Below are 15835 nucleotides of genomic sequence, written 5' to 3' on the forward strand. Positions count from 1 at the left end.
GTCTGATGCCTTCTGCGCTGCTGCCGAAGGGCGCGACTACCTGTCATGGAAAATCTGACATGAAAATTGTTCGAATAATAGAGCTGGGATAGATTGGCATGAAACTCTGGATTTGGTCTGATGTGCATAATGAACTGCAGGAAGTCGTTTATCCACCACGTGAACAAGCGTCGGATTGTGATCTGATCATGATTGCCGGCGATCTCAATGCGGCGCCAGATCTCCATTTGACGCTGGAATTCCTGATCAGGCGCTACGAGAAGCCTATTATCTATGTCCCCGGGAATCACGAATTTTATCAGAACAAGTGGATGATGAACGACCGGGACCGTTCGCTTGAGAGCGACAGGCAGACGATCAAGGCAATCGAGGCGCTTTCTCTGCAATGGCCGCAACAGTTTTATTGTCTTGATGCGGATGAGGTGGTTATCGACAATACGCGCTTCATTGGCGCAAGCCTATGGGTCGATTTCCTGATGAAACTCCCCGTGAAGTCTGATTTGCCGCAGCGAATGTGGATGGCGCGTCAGATGCTCAATGATTTTCATGCAATCTCCATGCAGGATGGCAAACGGTTCACGCCGGAGGATATGCTGGAACTGCATCGTTCAGATGCAGCTTACATCCGACAAAAGCTGGCAGAACCATTTGACGGCTCCACTGTGGTATTGACCCATCACATGCCGCATCCCGATTGCACGCCGCCGGCTTATGCGGGGCAAGAGGCAAATTTTCTGTTTGCCTGTGGCGCAGAGGCTTTCAATGACATCCTGCATTCCGAACAGGCTCCGGATTTATGGATATGTGGTCATACGCATCATGCCTTTGACGTTCAGATCGGCCGAAGCCGCATTGTCTGTAACCCTTACGGTTACAGGTGGGAACAGGGTAGAAACGGATTTCGGTGGGACTGGGTGATGACTATTGAATAACCGCCTCTGCACAGTACAGAATCCTGACTGACAAGGAGCTTACAAGTATTGGGCGACAAGGAAGTCTGTAGCAAAAGGAGGGCCAAAGCCAATCACATGAACGCCTCTCGTGTCTGCTACCATCGATTTGCCCACGATACGGTAGCATTCCGATCTCCAGGCCGCTTTTCGTCGTGGTCGCTGAGCGAGAAGGAAAAATGGTGATTGGCGGACAGGGGCAAACGTCGTGTTTGCATCCAGATCTAAGCCGAGGTCCATCGAGCCCGATGTTTTAGTCTGGGGTATTTCTGGCATTGCCCGGATAAATAGGGCTTTCGGCTTCTCCAGATATTAAAAATCCGCGATTTGATTGCGGATGCCACTGACGCGCCCCAACATGCGACATTATGTCATGAAGCAGGCATTAAATCGGATCGAAATGCAGCCATTTTGGGGCATATTTGGCACTATTTGAATGGCGGACACAGCATAAGCATTTGATATTATTGCGATATTGTGCTCTAATATAAAAGTCAGCGCTTTTTGAAGCTGACAGACAATCATTTTCAAGAAAGGATTTTTCAATGATTGGAACTTCACCACTCGACTACGGTATCGACAAAGCCAGCAATGGCATCGCAGCACGTATGCTCAAGGATTTTGAGGAGGGACATTTTTCGTTCCTCGCTGATGAGGCCACCGTTGAAAAACGCTATAATCAATCAGCACAAGGCTCGGTCTGGCATGATTTCAAGCGAGCCTGTCGCGCTTATTCCACGCTCAATGGATGTGTGGTGATTGTTGATGACACGAACCAGTGTTTTGTCGATAGCGTTGATATCCATGGTGAGTACGAATTCGATTTCGCGAATGAATTCGCTCGTCGCGCAGCCCCAACCTATCGCGAGCGGTTGCTCGCACTTGGAAAGCAAGGTCCTGTCCGGTTGACGCTCTACAGACTTCCCCGGGCCAACTACGAAAACACCGCATGGGGCCATTTCTGGGAGCGTGGAGAATATATTGGCGAAATGAGAATGGCACTCGCGTAAGCGGCCATTTAGGAACCCATAGTCTATCGAAATATGAAACCGGCAGCACGCGTCATACGTGCTCCCGGTTTTCTTATTTGGGTTGTCGGCTTCAATTCGTCAGGTCTGGTGAAACCCGGAATCAGCCATTCAGCACGGTCGTCGCAGACCTGGCGGGTGTGACGACAGGCTTCTTCGAGCGCGATCCAGATGGTCGGCCGATTGCCTCAGGGTTTGCGCTCTTGGCTGTTTGTCAAACTTTAACGTCCCAAACCTGCCAATTGTGCTTGTCGCAACGGTCGTATCTATCCAGTCACATAATACTGTTCAGCGCCCAGTTAGAAATTTTCATCGGCGTTCATGATCCGTTTGCGCCGGTGGCTGATTGGTCTCACAATATGTCTATTGGCTTGTTAGAGATGATGAAATGTTTAAAGAAATTCCATGGGACATATTCGGCGAGAACGCGCAGGTGCTTGATGAAGCGGACATTCCGGTTTGTGACGGGTGTGCGTATTATTGTATCTTGCAATATGCAGGTGTCGATCGGTTGATCTCACGGCTGCGCATTTTCGATCTGGATACCGAATACTGCTATTCGCTGTACGGTCATTTTTCGAAAATTAATGCGATCGTCCTTGCTGGTAGCTTGCCGCCGGCGCTCAAAGAATTCGACGGCGTGCGCTGCCAGGTCGGTCAGCTCGAAGTCAGTAGTGGGAGCTTCTACGGAGCTGCCCCCATGACCCCACCGGCAACCAAGTACGCACTAAAAGTGGTAGATCCAGGTAACACGACGCTTGCTCAAAATGAGATGTACACAGTGTGGGGTTTCGGAATTCGTCCTTGTTCCGCGCACGAAGCTGAAATCGCCACCTTTGCCGCAGAGGAGGCGGTGCGTCGGGCGATAGAAATCGCAGCCGAGGGTGAATGTCTGACTGACGATAGACGGCCGTGAAAGAAGATCGGTGGCATTTGACCCGGAGAAGAATGAACGGTCGGGATCGGTTATGAGAAAACTGATATCACGAATTTATCCATGATGAGAATCCAGCAATGATCTTAAGAAACACAAAATCAAACCCGACGGAACCTGGCGATCCCGGGTAGCGCTGACAGACTCTAAGGCCGGTATTGTTGAATTCCAAAAGCTGCGACGGATTTACCCGTGTGCGTTGATGACGGCCAAAAAGGCCGGGCCATAGCGTTCGAGTTTTGCATCGCCGACACCGGGCACGTCGGCCATTTGGGCGCGGGAGGCTGGTCTGGCTGTGGCCAGTTCGATCAGTGTCCGATCGTGAAAAATGACGTAAGGCGGGACATTTTGCGTGCGCGCGATCTCTAGCCGCTTCTCACGTAGCGCCTGAAACAGCGCCTCATCACGCTCCGAAAGGGCGGATGTTACCGATTTTCCACGCGAAACAGTCCCACGTGATGGCTTCGATTTCCGCGGGACACGCAACATGAGCGCCTGCTTTGCGCGCAAAAACTGCCTGCCTGTCTCCGAGATCGACAAACCGCCGTGCCCGGCAAAGTCGACATCAATCAGCCGCTGTGCGACCAACTGCCGTACGATCGCGCGCCAGGTGTGATTGTCATGCTCGCGGCCAATTCCGAAAGTCGAAATCCGGTCGTGGCCAAAGCGGCTGATGCGCTCATCGTCGACGCCAAGAAGGACATCGACAATATAGGATTGCCCGAACCGCTCCCCGGTTCTGTGAATGCAGGACAATATTTTCTGCGCGGCTATTGTCCCATCGAAGAGGGTTGGTGGTTCAGCGCAGGTATCGCAATTGCCGCATGGTTCGCATCGATCACCGAAATAAGAAAGCAGCACCTGTCTGCGACAGTTCGCCGTTTCGGCCAACCCGAGGAGAATGTCGAGTTTCTGCCGCTCCATCCGCTTGCGCTGATCGGGCGCGTCGGATTCCTCGATGAAGCGGCTGCGCAGGACGATATCGTCATAACCGTAGAGCATCATCGCCTCGGCTGGCAGTCCGTCACGTCCCGCACGACCTGTCTCCTGATAATAGGCTTCGATGCTCCCCGGCAGATCGATATGGGCGACGAAGCGAACATCCGGCTTGTCGATGCCCATCCCAAAGGCAATCGTCGCCACCATGATGACCGCCTCGTCGTGCTGGAATCGTGCCTGGTTCGCCTCGCGCGCGGACTTTTCCATACCGCCGTGATAGGAGAGGGCGTCGTAGCCCAGGCTGCGCAGCCATTCGGCCGTTTCTTCTGTCTTCCGTTTCGAAAGACAGTAAACGATGCCGCTTTCGCCTTGGTGATCCTGTAGAAAACGTTTCAACTGCGTGCGGGGATTGTCCTTCTCCATGATCGCATAGCGAATATTGGGACGGTCGAAACCGGCGATGAAGGCATCGCGCTCATCAATCTGCAGATGCGACAGGATTTCGGCACGTGTCGGCTCGTCAGCGGTTGCGGTCAATGCCATGCGTGGCGTGTTGGGAAACTGCGCCATCAACACATCAAGCTGCCGATAAGACGGCCTGAAATCATGCCCCCATTGCGACAGGCAATGTGCTTCGTCAATAGCGATCAGCGAGAGAGGCACATCGCTCAGGCGTTGCAACGTATCCGGCCTGAGCAGTGTTTCAGGCGCGACATAGAGCAGATCAAGCGCCCCGGCATGGATACCTCGCCACAAGGCCAGTCTGTCATCGCCAGCAAGGTCGGAATTAAGCGCTGCAGCTTTCACACCCGCCTGCCGGAGCGCGGAGACCTGATCGGCCATCAGCGCCAGAAGCGGTGAAATCACTAACCCCATGCCCGGCCGCACAAGGGCGGGAATCTGATAGCATAGCGATTTGCCGCCGCCTGTCGGCATCAGGACGAATGCATTATTGCCTGCTATCGCGTGCGATATGATTTCAACTTGCCGCCCGCGGAAGGCATCATATCCATAAATGGTTTTGAGAATGTGGAGCGGGTCGGTCGTCATCAGTCGTCATGTCATCGCTTGTTGTATAGATTCGACAGCCACATTCATAGCAGACCTCAGCGGAAAACCAGTCTTTATCCGAGGCATGAGCAGACAAAGGGACAATCTACCGATCATAAATGCAGTTTTTAGTGATCTGCCCCTTCAGCGGCAGATTCTCTTTGAACGAACAACAGCACCGCTCAGTCGCGTAGCCAGTTTTCGACCCTCAGAGCACGGATACGTGAGAATTCTCCGGTATTGGCCGTGACTAACGCCATCCCGAGCGCATAAGCATGGGCAGCGATGAGGAGGTCATTCGGACCGATGGGCTTGCCAACGGCTTCTAATTCGGCTCGGATTCGCCCGTATTCGGCGTCGGCAGGCGTATCAAGTGCGAGCACTTGTATACTTCCAAGAATGGCCTCGATGTGCGCCAGCAGCTTCGGCGATCCTTTCTTGGCGCATCCAAAGCGTAACTCCGCTGCCGTGATGATACTGACGCAAACTGCTTCTGGTCCAACCTCGGCGATGCGTCTGGCGACAGCGCCCTTGGGGTTTCGTGCAAGCTCGGACACGACATTGGTGTCAAGCATGTACAGCGCGCTCACAGGTCGATTTCTTTCAACGGTAGCAGGGTATCGTCAATATCAGGGAACTGATCTTCCGGCCCAAGCGGTTCCAGCCCGGCAAGCACTTCCAACAGGTTCTGGCGACGCACCGGCTCTATGATAAGTCGATCTCCATCGCGATGGATCATCACCCGGTCGCCGGGAAGTTCGAAGTCAGCTGGAATGCGTACCGCCTGACTCTTATTGTTACGGAAGAGTTTTGCTTCGCGGGCTGGTGTAGATTCGGAGTGTCGGAGCTGTGGCATATCGGTCTCCTTTGTATATACAAGAGTATATACATCGTAGCAGGATAAATTTCAAGCGGAGCGGGGTCGCTAGCGCGCAATTGTACGTCGTTCAGCGATGTTGTAGCGGTTCATAGTGGGCACCAAACCAAGATGTGGGATGGCATCGTCGGCGGTGGGAGTGCACAGTGGAGACGCCATTCTTCGCAATTATAAATGCAAAACAATAAGGGAGTTATCCGTGATGGGAAATCCCGGGCGCATGAATGGCAACGAAGGCAGAGGCTATATAACAAAAAAATAAGAAAATCAATATCTTAGCAAAAATCGCGTAATATTAATTATGGAACATTCTCTCGCAACGATGTTGAAGCAACAAATCGCTTCAAATTGGCTCCAGCCCTAAAAATGTACGGCGGAATGGCAAGTGAATAGTGACCACAGTTTAATTGCTGAACATTCGGATTTACGCCAGCATTATTCAGACTTTCCAACAGAGCAATTGACAATTCTGGCAATACAACCTTGTCTCTTTTTGCCAAAACAATCTGTATATCCAAATCTGGACGGGCGAGACTGTAGGCGTAATTTCCCAGATCGAGCGGTGCCCAAGCCCTGTGTAGATGAGAAAGGTCTATCGTGGGCTCAAAGCTCTCGCGTATGGCGCGCGTTGCGCGCCCGGTCCAGACCATCTCGGCCAGACTTCCGGCTGTGAGAAACAGCGAAGCTTTCTTAACATTGGTATCATGAGCCGCGACCAGTCCTGCAACCCATGAACCGAGGCTCATTCCAAGTACGGAAATTTCTCGATAGCCTTGGCTTTTGAGCCAGCGAATGAGCTTTTGTCCATCCCACACGGCCTGCCGTAGCGATTGGATCGTTCGGCCGAGATTTGCGCTAAGCATATAATCAGCGTAGTCGGACCCCGGACGGCTTCGTTCAAAATGATAAGGCATTGCGATCTCGACAACCGTAATGCCTCTTTTCGAGAAATATCGTGCGATCTGACTATTACGGGAACGTGCGTTCCAATGATGAAATATCACCAGTGCCTTGTCCCGTGACCCGCTATCCGTGATCTTAGCCCAGACCTGGTTGTTTTCCTCAACGTCTGTCGAAATTTCAGATGGAAATTTGAGGTAGTCCCCTGCCCGCTCAAAATCTCTATCGCTACCGAGTGGCGCTCTGAAGTACGATGGCGTGGCAGCTGCCTGCACCCCGAGCTGGCAGAATTCATCGATAGTGGAAACCTTTGGGGCGCCCGGAAACGCACGTTCTGCATCGAGAATGACGGCTGTTACTTTTTTAGCATCTTCTCCGCGTCGTGCCCGTTTCTCATCCCATTGATCAAGCCAACTATGAAACACTTTGATTACTCACCTCACTCGCGCGCCGGGACCCAAGGGCCGGATCAAATAAGCCATAAATAGCGATTAGGAGCCCGACAAACATCAAGACTGTAAAGCCAGAAAACGTGTCGATTGACAGATAGCTTGCAAATAGAAGCATCACAACGGCGGTCATTTTCCACAAGGTGACTTTAAAATGATTTCCTGCTCCAGTGCGGGTCACTCCATAAAGGAAAACAAAACAGGTCGATATTGCGATTAGCAGACTGCTGTAGTGTGTGGGCATTCGATAGCTGATACGGCTGTGCGCCGTCGCTTGATCGTACAAGATAGATGAAAGGTCGTTGATCACCCAGGCTACAATGCTCGCGCCGTTAGAGGCTAAATACGAGCTTTGTAGCTTCATCACGGTAGCGATCAAAATGCCTAAAACCGTGCAGCGAAAAACCCCCTGCATAACCCAGATTGCGGTCTCGCTTCTAAAGCCCGTACCTGCGTTCGTCTGCGCTGTTGGTCCTTCGCGTAACTTTCGAAGGTCATTGATGACCGAGTAAAGCAGTATGAGGCCGGCGAAGAAGAGATAAAATGAAAAACTCATATAAAGATAGGCAAATGCCGTAAAACCGATCGCAACAGGTATCGTCACGATTTCGGGCCGGACTATCGCGATTGTGCCCCAATCGGTTGCGTAATTTCCTCCTCCACTTATGAGAGGGACCAGACAAACGCCGATCCACTGGAACACACCAGCAAAAAGCAAACAGATTAGGAAGACCGCCCAAAACGAACCCGATGAGGCGTCGATAATATCACGCCATGCCCGGTCGCTGTACTCGGGTGTGCCATCGAAATGCCGACGACGTTCCTCCTGCTTCCACGAATGCACCAGTTCGGAAACGAAGGCCAGGAAGACCGGAAGAAACACCATGAACACGAGGGTCCAGTTCGCCGCCCAAAGGAATCCGACCTGCTTGATCACGCCATCTGATCGGGTGAATGTTACGTTGTGAATGCCAATGATGTACGAAAGGAACCCGAGAGCCGACATTCCAGCAAAAACCGAGGCAGACAGATTCAGTGGAGACCCCTCACCGAAAAGCTTCTCTGACCATCTAGTCAGATTCCATCGCTTACCATCGTTATCGTTTGCGGAGTCCGATGTTGCAAGGCGGGTTTCAAGTTGGGCTGGCACCGACGGTTCGGCTGTTTCAGTCTTCTTCTGCTCACGTCTTTTAGCGACAAGTCGAGAGTGTGCAGCGCTGAGTTCCATACTCCATTCGCTTGTAGCAACCGTATCACCACAACTTAAAACTCTTGCCAACAACCCGATGTTGGTCGTGCTTATGCCTTTTTCATTCTCCTGAAACCAGAGCTGAACCGTTCGAAGATCGACGCCAATCCGCTTAGGATCTACATGCGTTATGGCCTCCGCCAGAAGCTCTGGCGTCCATGGACCTGCCGTATGACCGTCGGATCGTAGCGGGCGACCAGCACCGGCGGCGACAATGAGCTTGAACAATTCTTTGAAGTCGCTCCCATCCCTCGGTGGCGGGAGAAAAAACTTTCCATTCTTTGTCAATAGCTTAGCGGCTCAGATTTCGTTTCGTTTCGCAGTGTTTCTTATCCTATCGTGTGGGATGCCTTAATCAACATTTTTATCACTTGGATTTTGGGATGACTGTTTCATCAGAAAATTGGTGTATGGAGACGAGAAACTGTGCATCGGGCAGTAAGAAGCATTGATCTACTAATGATCGTGTATCGTGCTGCTATCAACTAGGCATCAGTTTCGAGGATTGCACTTACGAGCATCACCCATCTTCTGAAAATGAATTTCGGAGGCCATTATGGATGCTATTGCAGATACATTGGATTGGCGGGATGAAACCAATGTCGTTGACCTAGGCGACAATGGCCCGACAAAACGACTGCTGGATATGTCATCGCTAGCGGAAGATCCGCGCCGGATCGTAGATTATGAGCCGCAAGATGTGGATGACGCCATCGGAAAACTGGTCTATCTCGCCGCTTCTCTTATCTCCGGGCGGATTACGCTCGCACGGGGCGAAATGGCATCAGTTTTGAAAAGCGTCGATAAGAAATTATGATTGCTTTGGAAGCCCGCCAGCGGGCTTCTTCTATTTGCGGTCTGTCGCAATCCATTCGCCAGAGGATTGATCCTTGGCAAATCCAACCGTCCTCGCAATAGCTTGCGCTGACGGATTTTTTTTGACGTTGGTAACGCACTCGACCATGCCGTTGGCACCGTCAACAGGCCAACAATTCGCTAGTGAGACGGAAAGCATTTCAAGTTCACTCCTATCCCACAATAGCGGATTTTTTTCTTCCAGCTTCCTCACGGCAAGCAATGCTTCAGCTTGAGTTGGCACATCGAGCTTGGCGCTCGCCGCTGGCTCATCGGGAACGGGACAAAGTGTAGGGTCGGCCTTGATCGCTGCAACGATATCGGCTTTTGCAATGGCTGTTGCGTTGCTCGAAGCGTTGGAGACTACAAACCAAGTACCGCCCGCGCCAACAGCGATGCCGGCGCTTGCTGCCAGTGCGAGAAGTGCGTTCTGATTCATTAGAGCTCCTTAAAGTTTCAAATTGAACCAATAGCGCCCCTTCAAACCTTGATAATCGGGAATGTCGAAAAAGTAAGGGTCTTTTCGCATTGGACGGGCAATGGAGACGACCTTTCGACAACTATTTCCGCGATCCGAGTTGCCAATGTCTCTATATTGAACATCCTTGTACTGCTGAAGCTCTTTGTTCTGTTCCCTGATCTTGTTGGTGCAGGTGTTGATTGTCTTTTCGCAGCGGTTGGACAGCTTTGCGCCGCGATCACTCATATTGCTGGCTTCCTTGAATCCAGATGGGCAATCCTCGTAAGGCTGATATCCGGGTTTGCCAGACTTAGCTTCATGGCAAATGGGCCATGAGAAACCCGGTTTTGCCATGGCCTTGATCAACTTGGTCATTGGCGGAACGCAATAAGGGACACCATGCCACGAGGGATTTGATGATGCTGCGCACAACAGGACCTGGCAGCCCCAAGATGGCGTCCCTCCCGTGTCCTGCGCTATTGCAGCGGATGGCATCACGGCGATAGTGCCAAGGCCAGCGAGTGCAAACAGAAACTGCTTCATTTCAGGTCATCCTCATATTGTAGCGGTTGAAACCAACCCGGTAGGCAACATGTCTCGGGCGTGAAATGGGGACCGTGTGATGAGATCTCCGGCCGCGTAGCTGCATAGTGCGATAAGTGTGAACGCGGAAAACCATTAGATTCCAATGCGATAGACCAGGAGCTGATTTGGAATATCGCGGCATACCGCTGGATAGGCAAAGACGCCGATCAAGAACGCATCGAACGACATTTGCCGTTGTTCGTGGAAAAACAGCGATACGGTGAGGAATAGGGCCGCGATTATGCCGTGGACCCACCAGATTTTCGACGACGGGATGATAAGCAAAAACGATAGCAGGATGGCCAGCAACAAGCAGGCCATAGGATCGCGCGCGAAATTGAGCGCAATATGAGCGATTTCCGACAACTATCGGTCTGTCCTTCTTGGTTTTCTGCGCGCGTTGGCAAACGGGGGAGAGATTTCGCTTTTGCGCTCTACGAGTAGGTTGAAATCCGCGATAGGCTGACGATCGAGCGTTTTGTCGACGGCCTTGCGCCGCCACTCATTCATATCCAGAACATAGGTCGCCCACATGCCATATCGCGCCGACATGGCGGTACGCTGATAGCCTATATATTGAGGGTGGCTGAGGTAGGGTGAATCCACCCTCGCCCAACCCACACGAAGCATTTCGAGAGCTAGGTCGCGTCCCCGCGATGTGCATCTCGCTCGCGCCATGCCTTCAGCATCATAGCCGACGACACCGCAGGAGACGGCGGACGCCCCGATCGCTCTTTTGAGCCAAGCTTTTGCAAAGGGGCCACAGGGTACAGGCGGCGGTGCTTTCGTGACGTCCCTGTTCGTCCATTTCGGATCAAGCGCCCATTGAGGCAATTCGCACGCGTCAATGTCCGCGAGCCGAACTCGTTGGGCATAAGTGGGAAACCAGAGGGTCCGACCATCAATAACCGCGACACGACCCTTGAAGATTGGAAGCGGTACCGGCTGGCTAGGTTGAACCGATACGCTGGCAGCTGGCGCGCGTTTAATAGCATCAGCTGCGAATGCTGGTGTCGATGCGACGGCAAATGACATTGCTACGATCAGATATTTCATTGTTGGGCATTCCTCGTCCGTTCGTTTGCCGATTTGCTCAACAGGATGGCAGGATGCTGAACGTCTTCGAATTGCCAGAGGCCTGCCCGCTTCTCACGAGCTTCCTGTTCGGCCACTGCGTATGCTGGATAGTAGGGAAGCCCGTCAGCCTTCAGCGCGGCAAAGGCATAGCCGCTCGTAATCAACACCGTCGATAAATCGAGGCGATTTCCGCCGATTGTCGCGTAGCAAATAACGTAGGAAGTATCGGCAGTTTGCGCTACGGGAGCGCACACAGGTTTGGTGTCTCTGACATAAGCGGCGAATACGGCAAGCGATGCCTCGCCGCAGTCCTTCTTTCTTCCGGTCGTATCAGTGAAAGCAGTTCCACGAAGGCATGACTGTAAACCATAGAGACGATAGCGCTGACCTTCTGAGACCCATGTATCGCCAGATTCCAAAGTGACGCCCGGCTGGAAGTCAAAATATCCCTCCGGTGCTGCAAAAGCCATTGGCGAAAAAAGGACCATGCATAGCAATACTAGGGATGGCTTCATTGGCCCTTCACCCGAGGATCGGCCCACATTCCATAGAAGCCGTCTTCTCCAATTTTCTGCGCCTTCTCCATATCGGGACGCTCTAGCTTCCCATCTTTCGATTTCGCAATACGGAGCGCGCCGAGAGAGAGCAGTTGCTCTTCGAGCATATCAACGGTGTCAAGGCTGCCGGGGTAATTGTAATAGCCGAAGCACGTCACATTTTGTTTGGGCGCGCGGTCTTCACTTACAAATGCCCGACAAAACAGCACCTTCGGCGACTGCAACATGATCTGAAGCTGCTGCGTGGCGTAGTCAGCGCAAGAACCAGCAAAATCATCCTTGCGGTTCACCATTTCGCCTTTGCACGCTTCTAGCCCGTACAGATTAAGTACGGTCTTATCATCAACCCTAAATTCGGTCGGTGAAGTCGCCTTATAGCCGGAAGCCGATGCAAACCCCTTTCGAGCCGAAACTTTTCCGTCTCCGTCATAATACTCGATGACAAGCACGGACTTCCCCGGCGATGCCATCGACTTGATGTAATCCTTATTGATTGCAGGCGCTGCGATTGCAGCTGTCGCCAACAAACAACTGCTCATTGCGATTGCTATGGTTCTCTTCAATTTGTAGATCTCACCATATTGATAATTTTCTTACCTTACTCAAAAGGGGTTTGTGATTTGTAAAAAAGAATGTATCACTTAGCCAAATCGGTATTATACTCTTGCGAACTTAATCTGTTTTCGCTGCAACCTCAACAGCGTTTTTGAGGCCTGCGACAGGCGCTAAAGGGCTAGAATGGAAAAGTTATCAATCAAAGCGCTACTACTAAGCGCCGCACTGTACGCTCCGCTCGGGATTGCCGCCGCTTGCGCAGAAGAAACCGGCGGAATTGCGCCATTTGTGCAAGATAATGGCGACAAGTCGTCCGCTCAGAATGCATCCGGATCGCCATCTGTTTTGACGGTTTTCAATCGCCGCTGGCCAAGCGAAAGCAAAGAATTTGTTGTGGGCGCCGATGGCGTCGTCGCCATCGAGGATAAAAGCGGAAACGAGCCCAAAACGAGTAATCATATTGGCAATATACAGAGCGCCTATTTTTCCACTGGCTCTCTATCAGAGATTACCAATACGGATATTTCTAATCCGAATGAATCGTCCCGTTTCGGTAATTTATCCCTCGATAAACAGGCCGCAATATCCGTCCCGGAATGCGGCCCCTCCCCCCTAACGCCTGACGAAATCAAATCACTCGTCGAACAGGCTGCTCGTCGACATCAAGTTGACGTTCTGTTTGCGACGGCAATCACTTGGGCGGAAAGCCAATTCGACCGTTCTCGCAATTCAGACAAGGGCGCTCGCGGTCCGATGCAGCTCATGCCGAAAACCGCTGAGCGTTTCGGCGTCCGCGACGTCTGCGATCCGGCGTCGAATATTGAAGGCGGCGTTAGGTACCTACGTGTACTTTTGGACGAGTTCCAAAACCCGCTGCTTGTTGCCGCCGCTTATAACGCAGGCGAAGGCCGCATCTATGAGTATGGCGGCGTTCCACCCTTCAAGGAAACAGTTGGCTACGTGGCCAAGGTCGTCAATTACCAACTCGGCGTGGCTATGCCAGCGCCGAAAAAGAAGCCCGTTGGCGTCGGTCGGAGATCCTCGCCGGTCATAGCGAGCGAAACTGAATCCGGGGTCATTGCAGTCAAGAAAACCGGCACCTTCGTTGGTGGCGTGATGCATTTTTAAAGGAGAGAAGGATGATCAACGAACAAAATAAGGTTTGGCATATCAGCGCTTCAAAGCTGGCTATTTGCCTTGGTTTGCTGGCCGCGGCGCAAATTGCCGGGGCAGATTTGGCGATGGCACAATCAGGTGGCGTTGGCGGTGCCTTCGCGCCGGTTCAGACCGTGTTCCAAGCTATCGTTGATTTCATTAGCGGCCCTATCGGACGCCTGTTTGCAATCATAGCCGTCATGGCGCTCGGTTTCCTCGCCTTTGCAGGCCGACTGTCTTGGTTTCTTGCAGGCGGTGTCATCCTCGGCATTGGATTGGTTTTCGGCGCTCCGTCAATCGTCGACGAGCTGATCAGCACGGTCGGAAACTAGCGATGGCCGAATACGAGGATGTAAAGCCGCAACTGACCCCGTTGGTGATCGGACTTACCCGATCTCCTACCATGTGGGGTGTTCCGTATATGGCGGTCGTCGTTGTTATCGGGATCACAATCATAGCATGGCTGGTCAGCAAGTCCTTCTGGACGCTGCTGCTGGCCCCGATCAGCTATGTGGTCCTGTTCTCCCTTTGCGCCTGGGACAACAAAATCCTCGATGTTCTCGAAGTCACCGCGCGCAAAACGCCCCGCACACGCAACAAGTCCTTCTGGGGAACTAATTCGTACGGACCATAGCAAATGTTGAAAGTCGTCAGGGAAGAACTCGGATTTGGCAAGGTCGCTCACAATGAGCGGCCTATGGCAACACATATCCCGTATCTGCGGCATCTGTCCGATACTGTGATTGGCTTGGAAAACGGCGCTCTAATGTCGGTCATTAAGCTAGATGGCCTCTTTTTCCAAACGGAAGATCAAGCCGAACTCAATATGCGCTCGAATGTTCAGAATACGATCATTCGAGCGCTTGGATCGAGCCGTTTTTCTGTCTGGTCGACTGTAATTCGCCGACAGGTCGATTCCGAAATTGGTGGCGCTTTCGATGACCCGTTTTGCGATCAACTAAACAGCCGGTATATGAGCCAGTTGCGCCATAAACGCATGTTCGCCAACGAAATTTACCTCTCCATCGTGCGAACCAATATGCGCGGCGCCCTCGGCCTCAGCGACGTGGTAAGCCGTGCTTTCACGCGTTCCGGCGGGGCTGAGGTTCGAGATCAGCAAACGCGGGAAATAGTGACCGAGCTCGAAGAGCTCGTCGCCAATATGACCCGTGAGCTGCAAAAGTATGGCGCACGCGAGCTTGGTATCACCTATCGCGATGGGGAGCCATATTCTGAACCGTGCGAACTCATCAATACAATCCTTACCTGCGGTGTACCGCGCAAAATGCGACTGCCGCGGATGGGGATTCGAAATTACGTCGGAACATCACGCCTGCATTTCGGCAAGCGAGCAATGCAAACACAAGCTGCTGTCGATGAAGACAATCGCTTTGGCGCAATGCTCTCCATAAAGGAATATCCGCCGTACACCGGTCCGGGAATGCTGGACGGTCTGCTACAGGTAAATCACGAGTTTATACTGACGCAAAGCTTCACAATCTCGGACAAGCCGATTGCGCAAGAGCGTATTACCCGGCTTCAGCGCCAGATTGCCGCGTCGGATGAATCCGGTAGCGCGGTCGAAAGCGATATCGACTTTGCTCTGAACAGTCTCATGAACCAGGAGGCTGTTTTTGGCATTCACCATTTCTCTTTGCTTTGCCTGTCTCGCGACCTTGACGGTTTGAGCAAGGCAGTTTCCGAGCTCGGTAGCTGCCTGACAGATATGAACATCAACTGGCTGCGGGAGGATATGAATCTTGAAGCGTCCTTCTGGGCGCAATTGCCAGGCAACCACAGCTATCGTGCGCGTAAGGCCATGCTGTCATCGGCTAATTTCTCCGGCCTGTCATCGATGCATAATTTCGCGATCGGGCAATCGGACAATCTTCATTGGGGCTTGCCGATCACGATACTCGAAACCACCTCGCAAACACCATACTGGTTCAATTTTCACCGTCGCGATATTGGCCATTTTTTGGTCACTGGGCCAACTGGTTCCGGCAAGACCGTCGCTCTGACATTCTTGCTGGCCCAAGCAATGCGTGTCAGTCCAACGCCGAAAGCTGTCTTTTTTGACAAAGATAGAGGTGCCGAGATCTTCGTGCGAGCGATGGGAGGAGTGTTGATTGCCGCTGAGAAGTGACCCGGTTTTTCCACCGAGAATTGACCCGCCTTTTAATTAATGTTCGGGTTTTTATTCACGGTCAAGTTT

The 15835-nt window shown here is 52.2% G+C and carries 18 protein-coding genes and 1 pseudogene; 8 read left to right on the forward strand and 11 right to left on the reverse strand.

What is annotated here, in order from left to right:
- The first annotated feature begins 98 nt into the window (after nt 1–98).
- The 3 genes from FGI60_RS22785 to FGI60_RS22795 all read left to right on the forward strand — a co-directional run bounded on the left by FGI60_RS22785 (nt 99) and on the right by FGI60_RS22795 (nt 2894).
- Nucleotides 99–932 (forward strand): metallophosphoesterase, encoded by an 834-nt coding sequence (locus FGI60_RS22785; protein ID WP_138787124.1) that lies wholly within the window; start codon nt 99–101, stop codon nt 930–932.
- A gap of 563 nt (nt 933–1495) precedes the next feature.
- Nucleotides 1496–1960: a hypothetical protein gene (locus FGI60_RS22790; RefSeq protein ID WP_138787125.1), complete on the forward strand. Its 465-nt coding sequence runs from the start codon at nt 1496–1498 to the stop codon at nt 1958–1960.
- Between the two features lie 406 nt (nt 1961–2366).
- Nucleotides 2367–2894: a hypothetical protein gene (locus tag FGI60_RS22795; RefSeq protein ID WP_138787126.1), complete on the forward strand. Its 528-nt coding sequence runs from the start codon at nt 2367–2369 to the stop codon at nt 2892–2894.
- A gap of 204 nt (nt 2895–3098) precedes the next feature.
- On the opposite strand, the gene recQ is transcribed toward FGI60_RS22795, so the two are convergent.
- From recQ to FGI60_RS22820, 5 genes are all read right to left on the reverse strand, one after another.
- Nucleotides 3099–4901: a DNA helicase RecQ gene (gene recQ / locus FGI60_RS22800; RefSeq protein ID WP_138787127.1), complete on the reverse strand. Its 1803-nt coding sequence runs from the start codon at nt 4899–4901 to the stop codon at nt 3099–3101.
- 182 nt (nt 4902–5083) lie between these two features.
- Nucleotides 5084–5491, reverse strand: a complete 408-nt coding sequence (locus FGI60_RS22805; RefSeq protein ID WP_138787128.1) for a type II toxin-antitoxin system VapC family toxin — start codon at nt 5489–5491, stop codon at nt 5084–5086.
- A complete protein-coding gene (locus tag FGI60_RS22810) occupies nt 5488–5757 on the reverse strand; it encodes an antitoxin (RefSeq protein ID WP_138787129.1) in 270 nt (89 codons plus the stop codon). Before FGI60_RS22810 ends, FGI60_RS22805 begins: the two co-directional genes overlap by 4 nt.
- 320 nt (nt 5758–6077) lie before the next feature.
- Entirely contained in the window at nt 6078–7103 is a 1026-nt protein-coding gene (locus FGI60_RS22815) for an RcgR family putative quorum lactone hydrolase (RefSeq protein WP_094574630.1), read from the reverse strand.
- Nucleotides 7093–8664: an RcgA family putative transporter gene (locus tag FGI60_RS22820; RefSeq protein WP_094574632.1), complete on the reverse strand. Its 1572-nt coding sequence runs from the start codon at nt 8662–8664 to the stop codon at nt 7093–7095. Before FGI60_RS22820 ends, FGI60_RS22815 begins: the two co-directional genes overlap by 11 nt.
- Before the next feature lie 268 nt (nt 8665–8932).
- Here FGI60_RS22820 and FGI60_RS22825 point away from each other — a divergent pair, with 268 nt between their 5' ends.
- Entirely contained in the window at nt 8933–9193 is a 261-nt protein-coding gene (locus tag FGI60_RS22825; protein WP_094574634.1) for a hypothetical protein, read from the forward strand.
- A gap of 30 nt (nt 9194–9223) precedes the next feature.
- Here FGI60_RS22825 and FGI60_RS22830 read toward each other — a convergent pair whose 3' ends face one another.
- The 6 genes from FGI60_RS22830 to FGI60_RS22855 all read right to left on the reverse strand — a co-directional run bounded on the left by FGI60_RS22830 (nt 9224) and on the right by FGI60_RS22855 (nt 12473).
- Nucleotides 9224–9670, reverse strand: a complete 447-nt coding sequence (locus tag FGI60_RS22830) for a hypothetical protein (protein WP_094574636.1) — start codon at nt 9668–9670, stop codon at nt 9224–9226.
- 9 nt (nt 9671–9679) lie between these two features.
- Nucleotides 9680–10234, reverse strand: a complete 555-nt coding sequence (locus FGI60_RS22835; protein WP_094574638.1) for a hypothetical protein — start codon at nt 10232–10234, stop codon at nt 9680–9682.
- Between the two features lie 135 nt (nt 10235–10369).
- Nucleotides 10370–10642, reverse strand: coding sequence for a hypothetical protein (locus tag FGI60_RS22840; RefSeq protein WP_235818717.1), 273 nt, complete (start codon nt 10640–10642; stop codon nt 10370–10372).
- The gene (locus FGI60_RS22845) at nt 10643–11332 is read right to left on the reverse strand and encodes a thermonuclease family protein (protein WP_094574640.1); all 690 of its coding nucleotides are present in this window, start codon (nt 11330–11332) and stop codon (nt 10643–10645) included.
- Nucleotides 11329–11868 (reverse strand): thermonuclease family protein, encoded by a 540-nt coding sequence (locus FGI60_RS22850; protein WP_138787130.1) that lies wholly within the window; start codon nt 11866–11868, stop codon nt 11329–11331. Before FGI60_RS22850 ends, FGI60_RS22845 begins: the two co-directional genes overlap by 4 nt.
- On the reverse strand, nt 11865–12473 hold the full coding sequence (locus FGI60_RS22855; RefSeq protein WP_138787131.1) for a hypothetical protein: 609 nt from the start codon (nt 12471–12473) through the stop codon (nt 11865–11867). Before FGI60_RS22855 ends, FGI60_RS22850 begins: the two co-directional genes overlap by 4 nt.
- Nucleotides 12474–12648: 175 nt before the next feature.
- Between FGI60_RS22855 and FGI60_RS22860 the strand changes: the two genes are divergently transcribed.
- The 4 genes and pseudogenes from FGI60_RS22860 to FGI60_RS22875 form a co-directional block, all read left to right on the forward strand.
- Nucleotides 12649–13593 carry a lytic transglycosylase domain-containing protein gene (locus tag FGI60_RS22860; protein WP_138787132.1) on the forward strand — a complete coding sequence of 315 codons (945 nt, stop codon included), beginning with the start codon at nt 12649–12651 and terminating at the stop codon, nt 13591–13593.
- 11 nt (nt 13594–13604) lie between these two features.
- Entirely contained in the window at nt 13605–13952 is a 348-nt protein-coding gene (locus FGI60_RS22865; protein ID WP_011982848.1) for a TrbC/VirB2 family protein, read from the forward strand.
- A 2-nt stretch (nt 13953–13954) separates the two neighbouring features.
- A complete protein-coding gene (locus FGI60_RS22870; protein WP_011982849.1) occupies nt 13955–14254 on the forward strand; it encodes a type IV secretion system protein VirB3 in 300 nt (99 codons plus the stop codon).
- A gap of 3 nt (nt 14255–14257) precedes the next feature.
- Nucleotides 14258–15742: pseudogene (locus FGI60_RS22875) on the forward strand (VirB4 family type IV secretion/conjugal transfer ATPase); the annotation flags it as partial.
- Nucleotides 15743–15835: the final 93 nt, after the last annotated feature.

The sequence above is a fragment of the Brucella haematophila genome (assembly GCF_005938105.1).
Lineage (GTDB): Bacteria > Pseudomonadota > Alphaproteobacteria > Rhizobiales > Rhizobiaceae > Brucella > Brucella haematophila.

What these genes read in the sequence shown, in the direction of transcription:
- FGI60_RS22860 (WP_138787132.1), top strand. Translation starts at nt 12,649, where the DNA reads ATGGAAAAGTTATCAATCAAAGCGCTACTACTAAGCGCCGCACTGTAC.
- FGI60_RS22785 (WP_138787124.1), top strand. Translation starts at nt 99, where the DNA reads ATGAAACTCTGGATTTGGTCTGATGTGCATAATGAACTGCAGGAAGTC.
- FGI60_RS22830 (WP_094574636.1), bottom strand. Translation starts at nt 9,670, where the DNA reads ATGAATCAGAACGCACTTCTCGCACTGGCAGCAAGCGCCGGCATCGCT.
- FGI60_RS22795 (WP_138787126.1), top strand. Translation starts at nt 2,367, where the DNA reads ATGTTTAAAGAAATTCCATGGGACATATTCGGCGAGAACGCGCAGGTG.
- FGI60_RS22825 (WP_094574634.1), top strand. Translation starts at nt 8,933, where the DNA reads ATGGATGCTATTGCAGATACATTGGATTGGCGGGATGAAACCAATGTC.
- FGI60_RS22870 (WP_011982849.1), top strand. Translation starts at nt 13,955, where the DNA reads ATGGCCGAATACGAGGATGTAAAGCCGCAACTGACCCCGTTGGTGATC.
- FGI60_RS22810 (WP_138787129.1), bottom strand. Translation starts at nt 5,757, where the DNA reads ATGCCACAGCTCCGACACTCCGAATCTACACCAGCCCGCGAAGCAAAA.
- FGI60_RS22865 (WP_011982848.1), top strand. Translation starts at nt 13,605, where the DNA reads ATGATCAACGAACAAAATAAGGTTTGGCATATCAGCGCTTCAAAGCTG.
- FGI60_RS22835 (WP_094574638.1), bottom strand. Translation starts at nt 10,234, where the DNA reads ATGAAGCAGTTTCTGTTTGCACTCGCTGGCCTTGGCACTATCGCCGTG.
- FGI60_RS22845 (WP_094574640.1), bottom strand. Translation starts at nt 11,332, where the DNA reads ATGAAATATCTGATCGTAGCAATGTCATTTGCCGTCGCATCGACACCA.
- FGI60_RS22790 (WP_138787125.1), top strand. Translation starts at nt 1,496, where the DNA reads ATGATTGGAACTTCACCACTCGACTACGGTATCGACAAAGCCAGCAAT.
- FGI60_RS22850 (WP_138787130.1), bottom strand. Translation starts at nt 11,868, where the DNA reads ATGAAGCCATCCCTAGTATTGCTATGCATGGTCCTTTTTTCGCCAATG.
- recQ (WP_138787127.1), bottom strand. Translation starts at nt 4,901, where the DNA reads ATGACGACCGACCCGCTCCACATTCTCAAAACCATTTATGGATATGAT.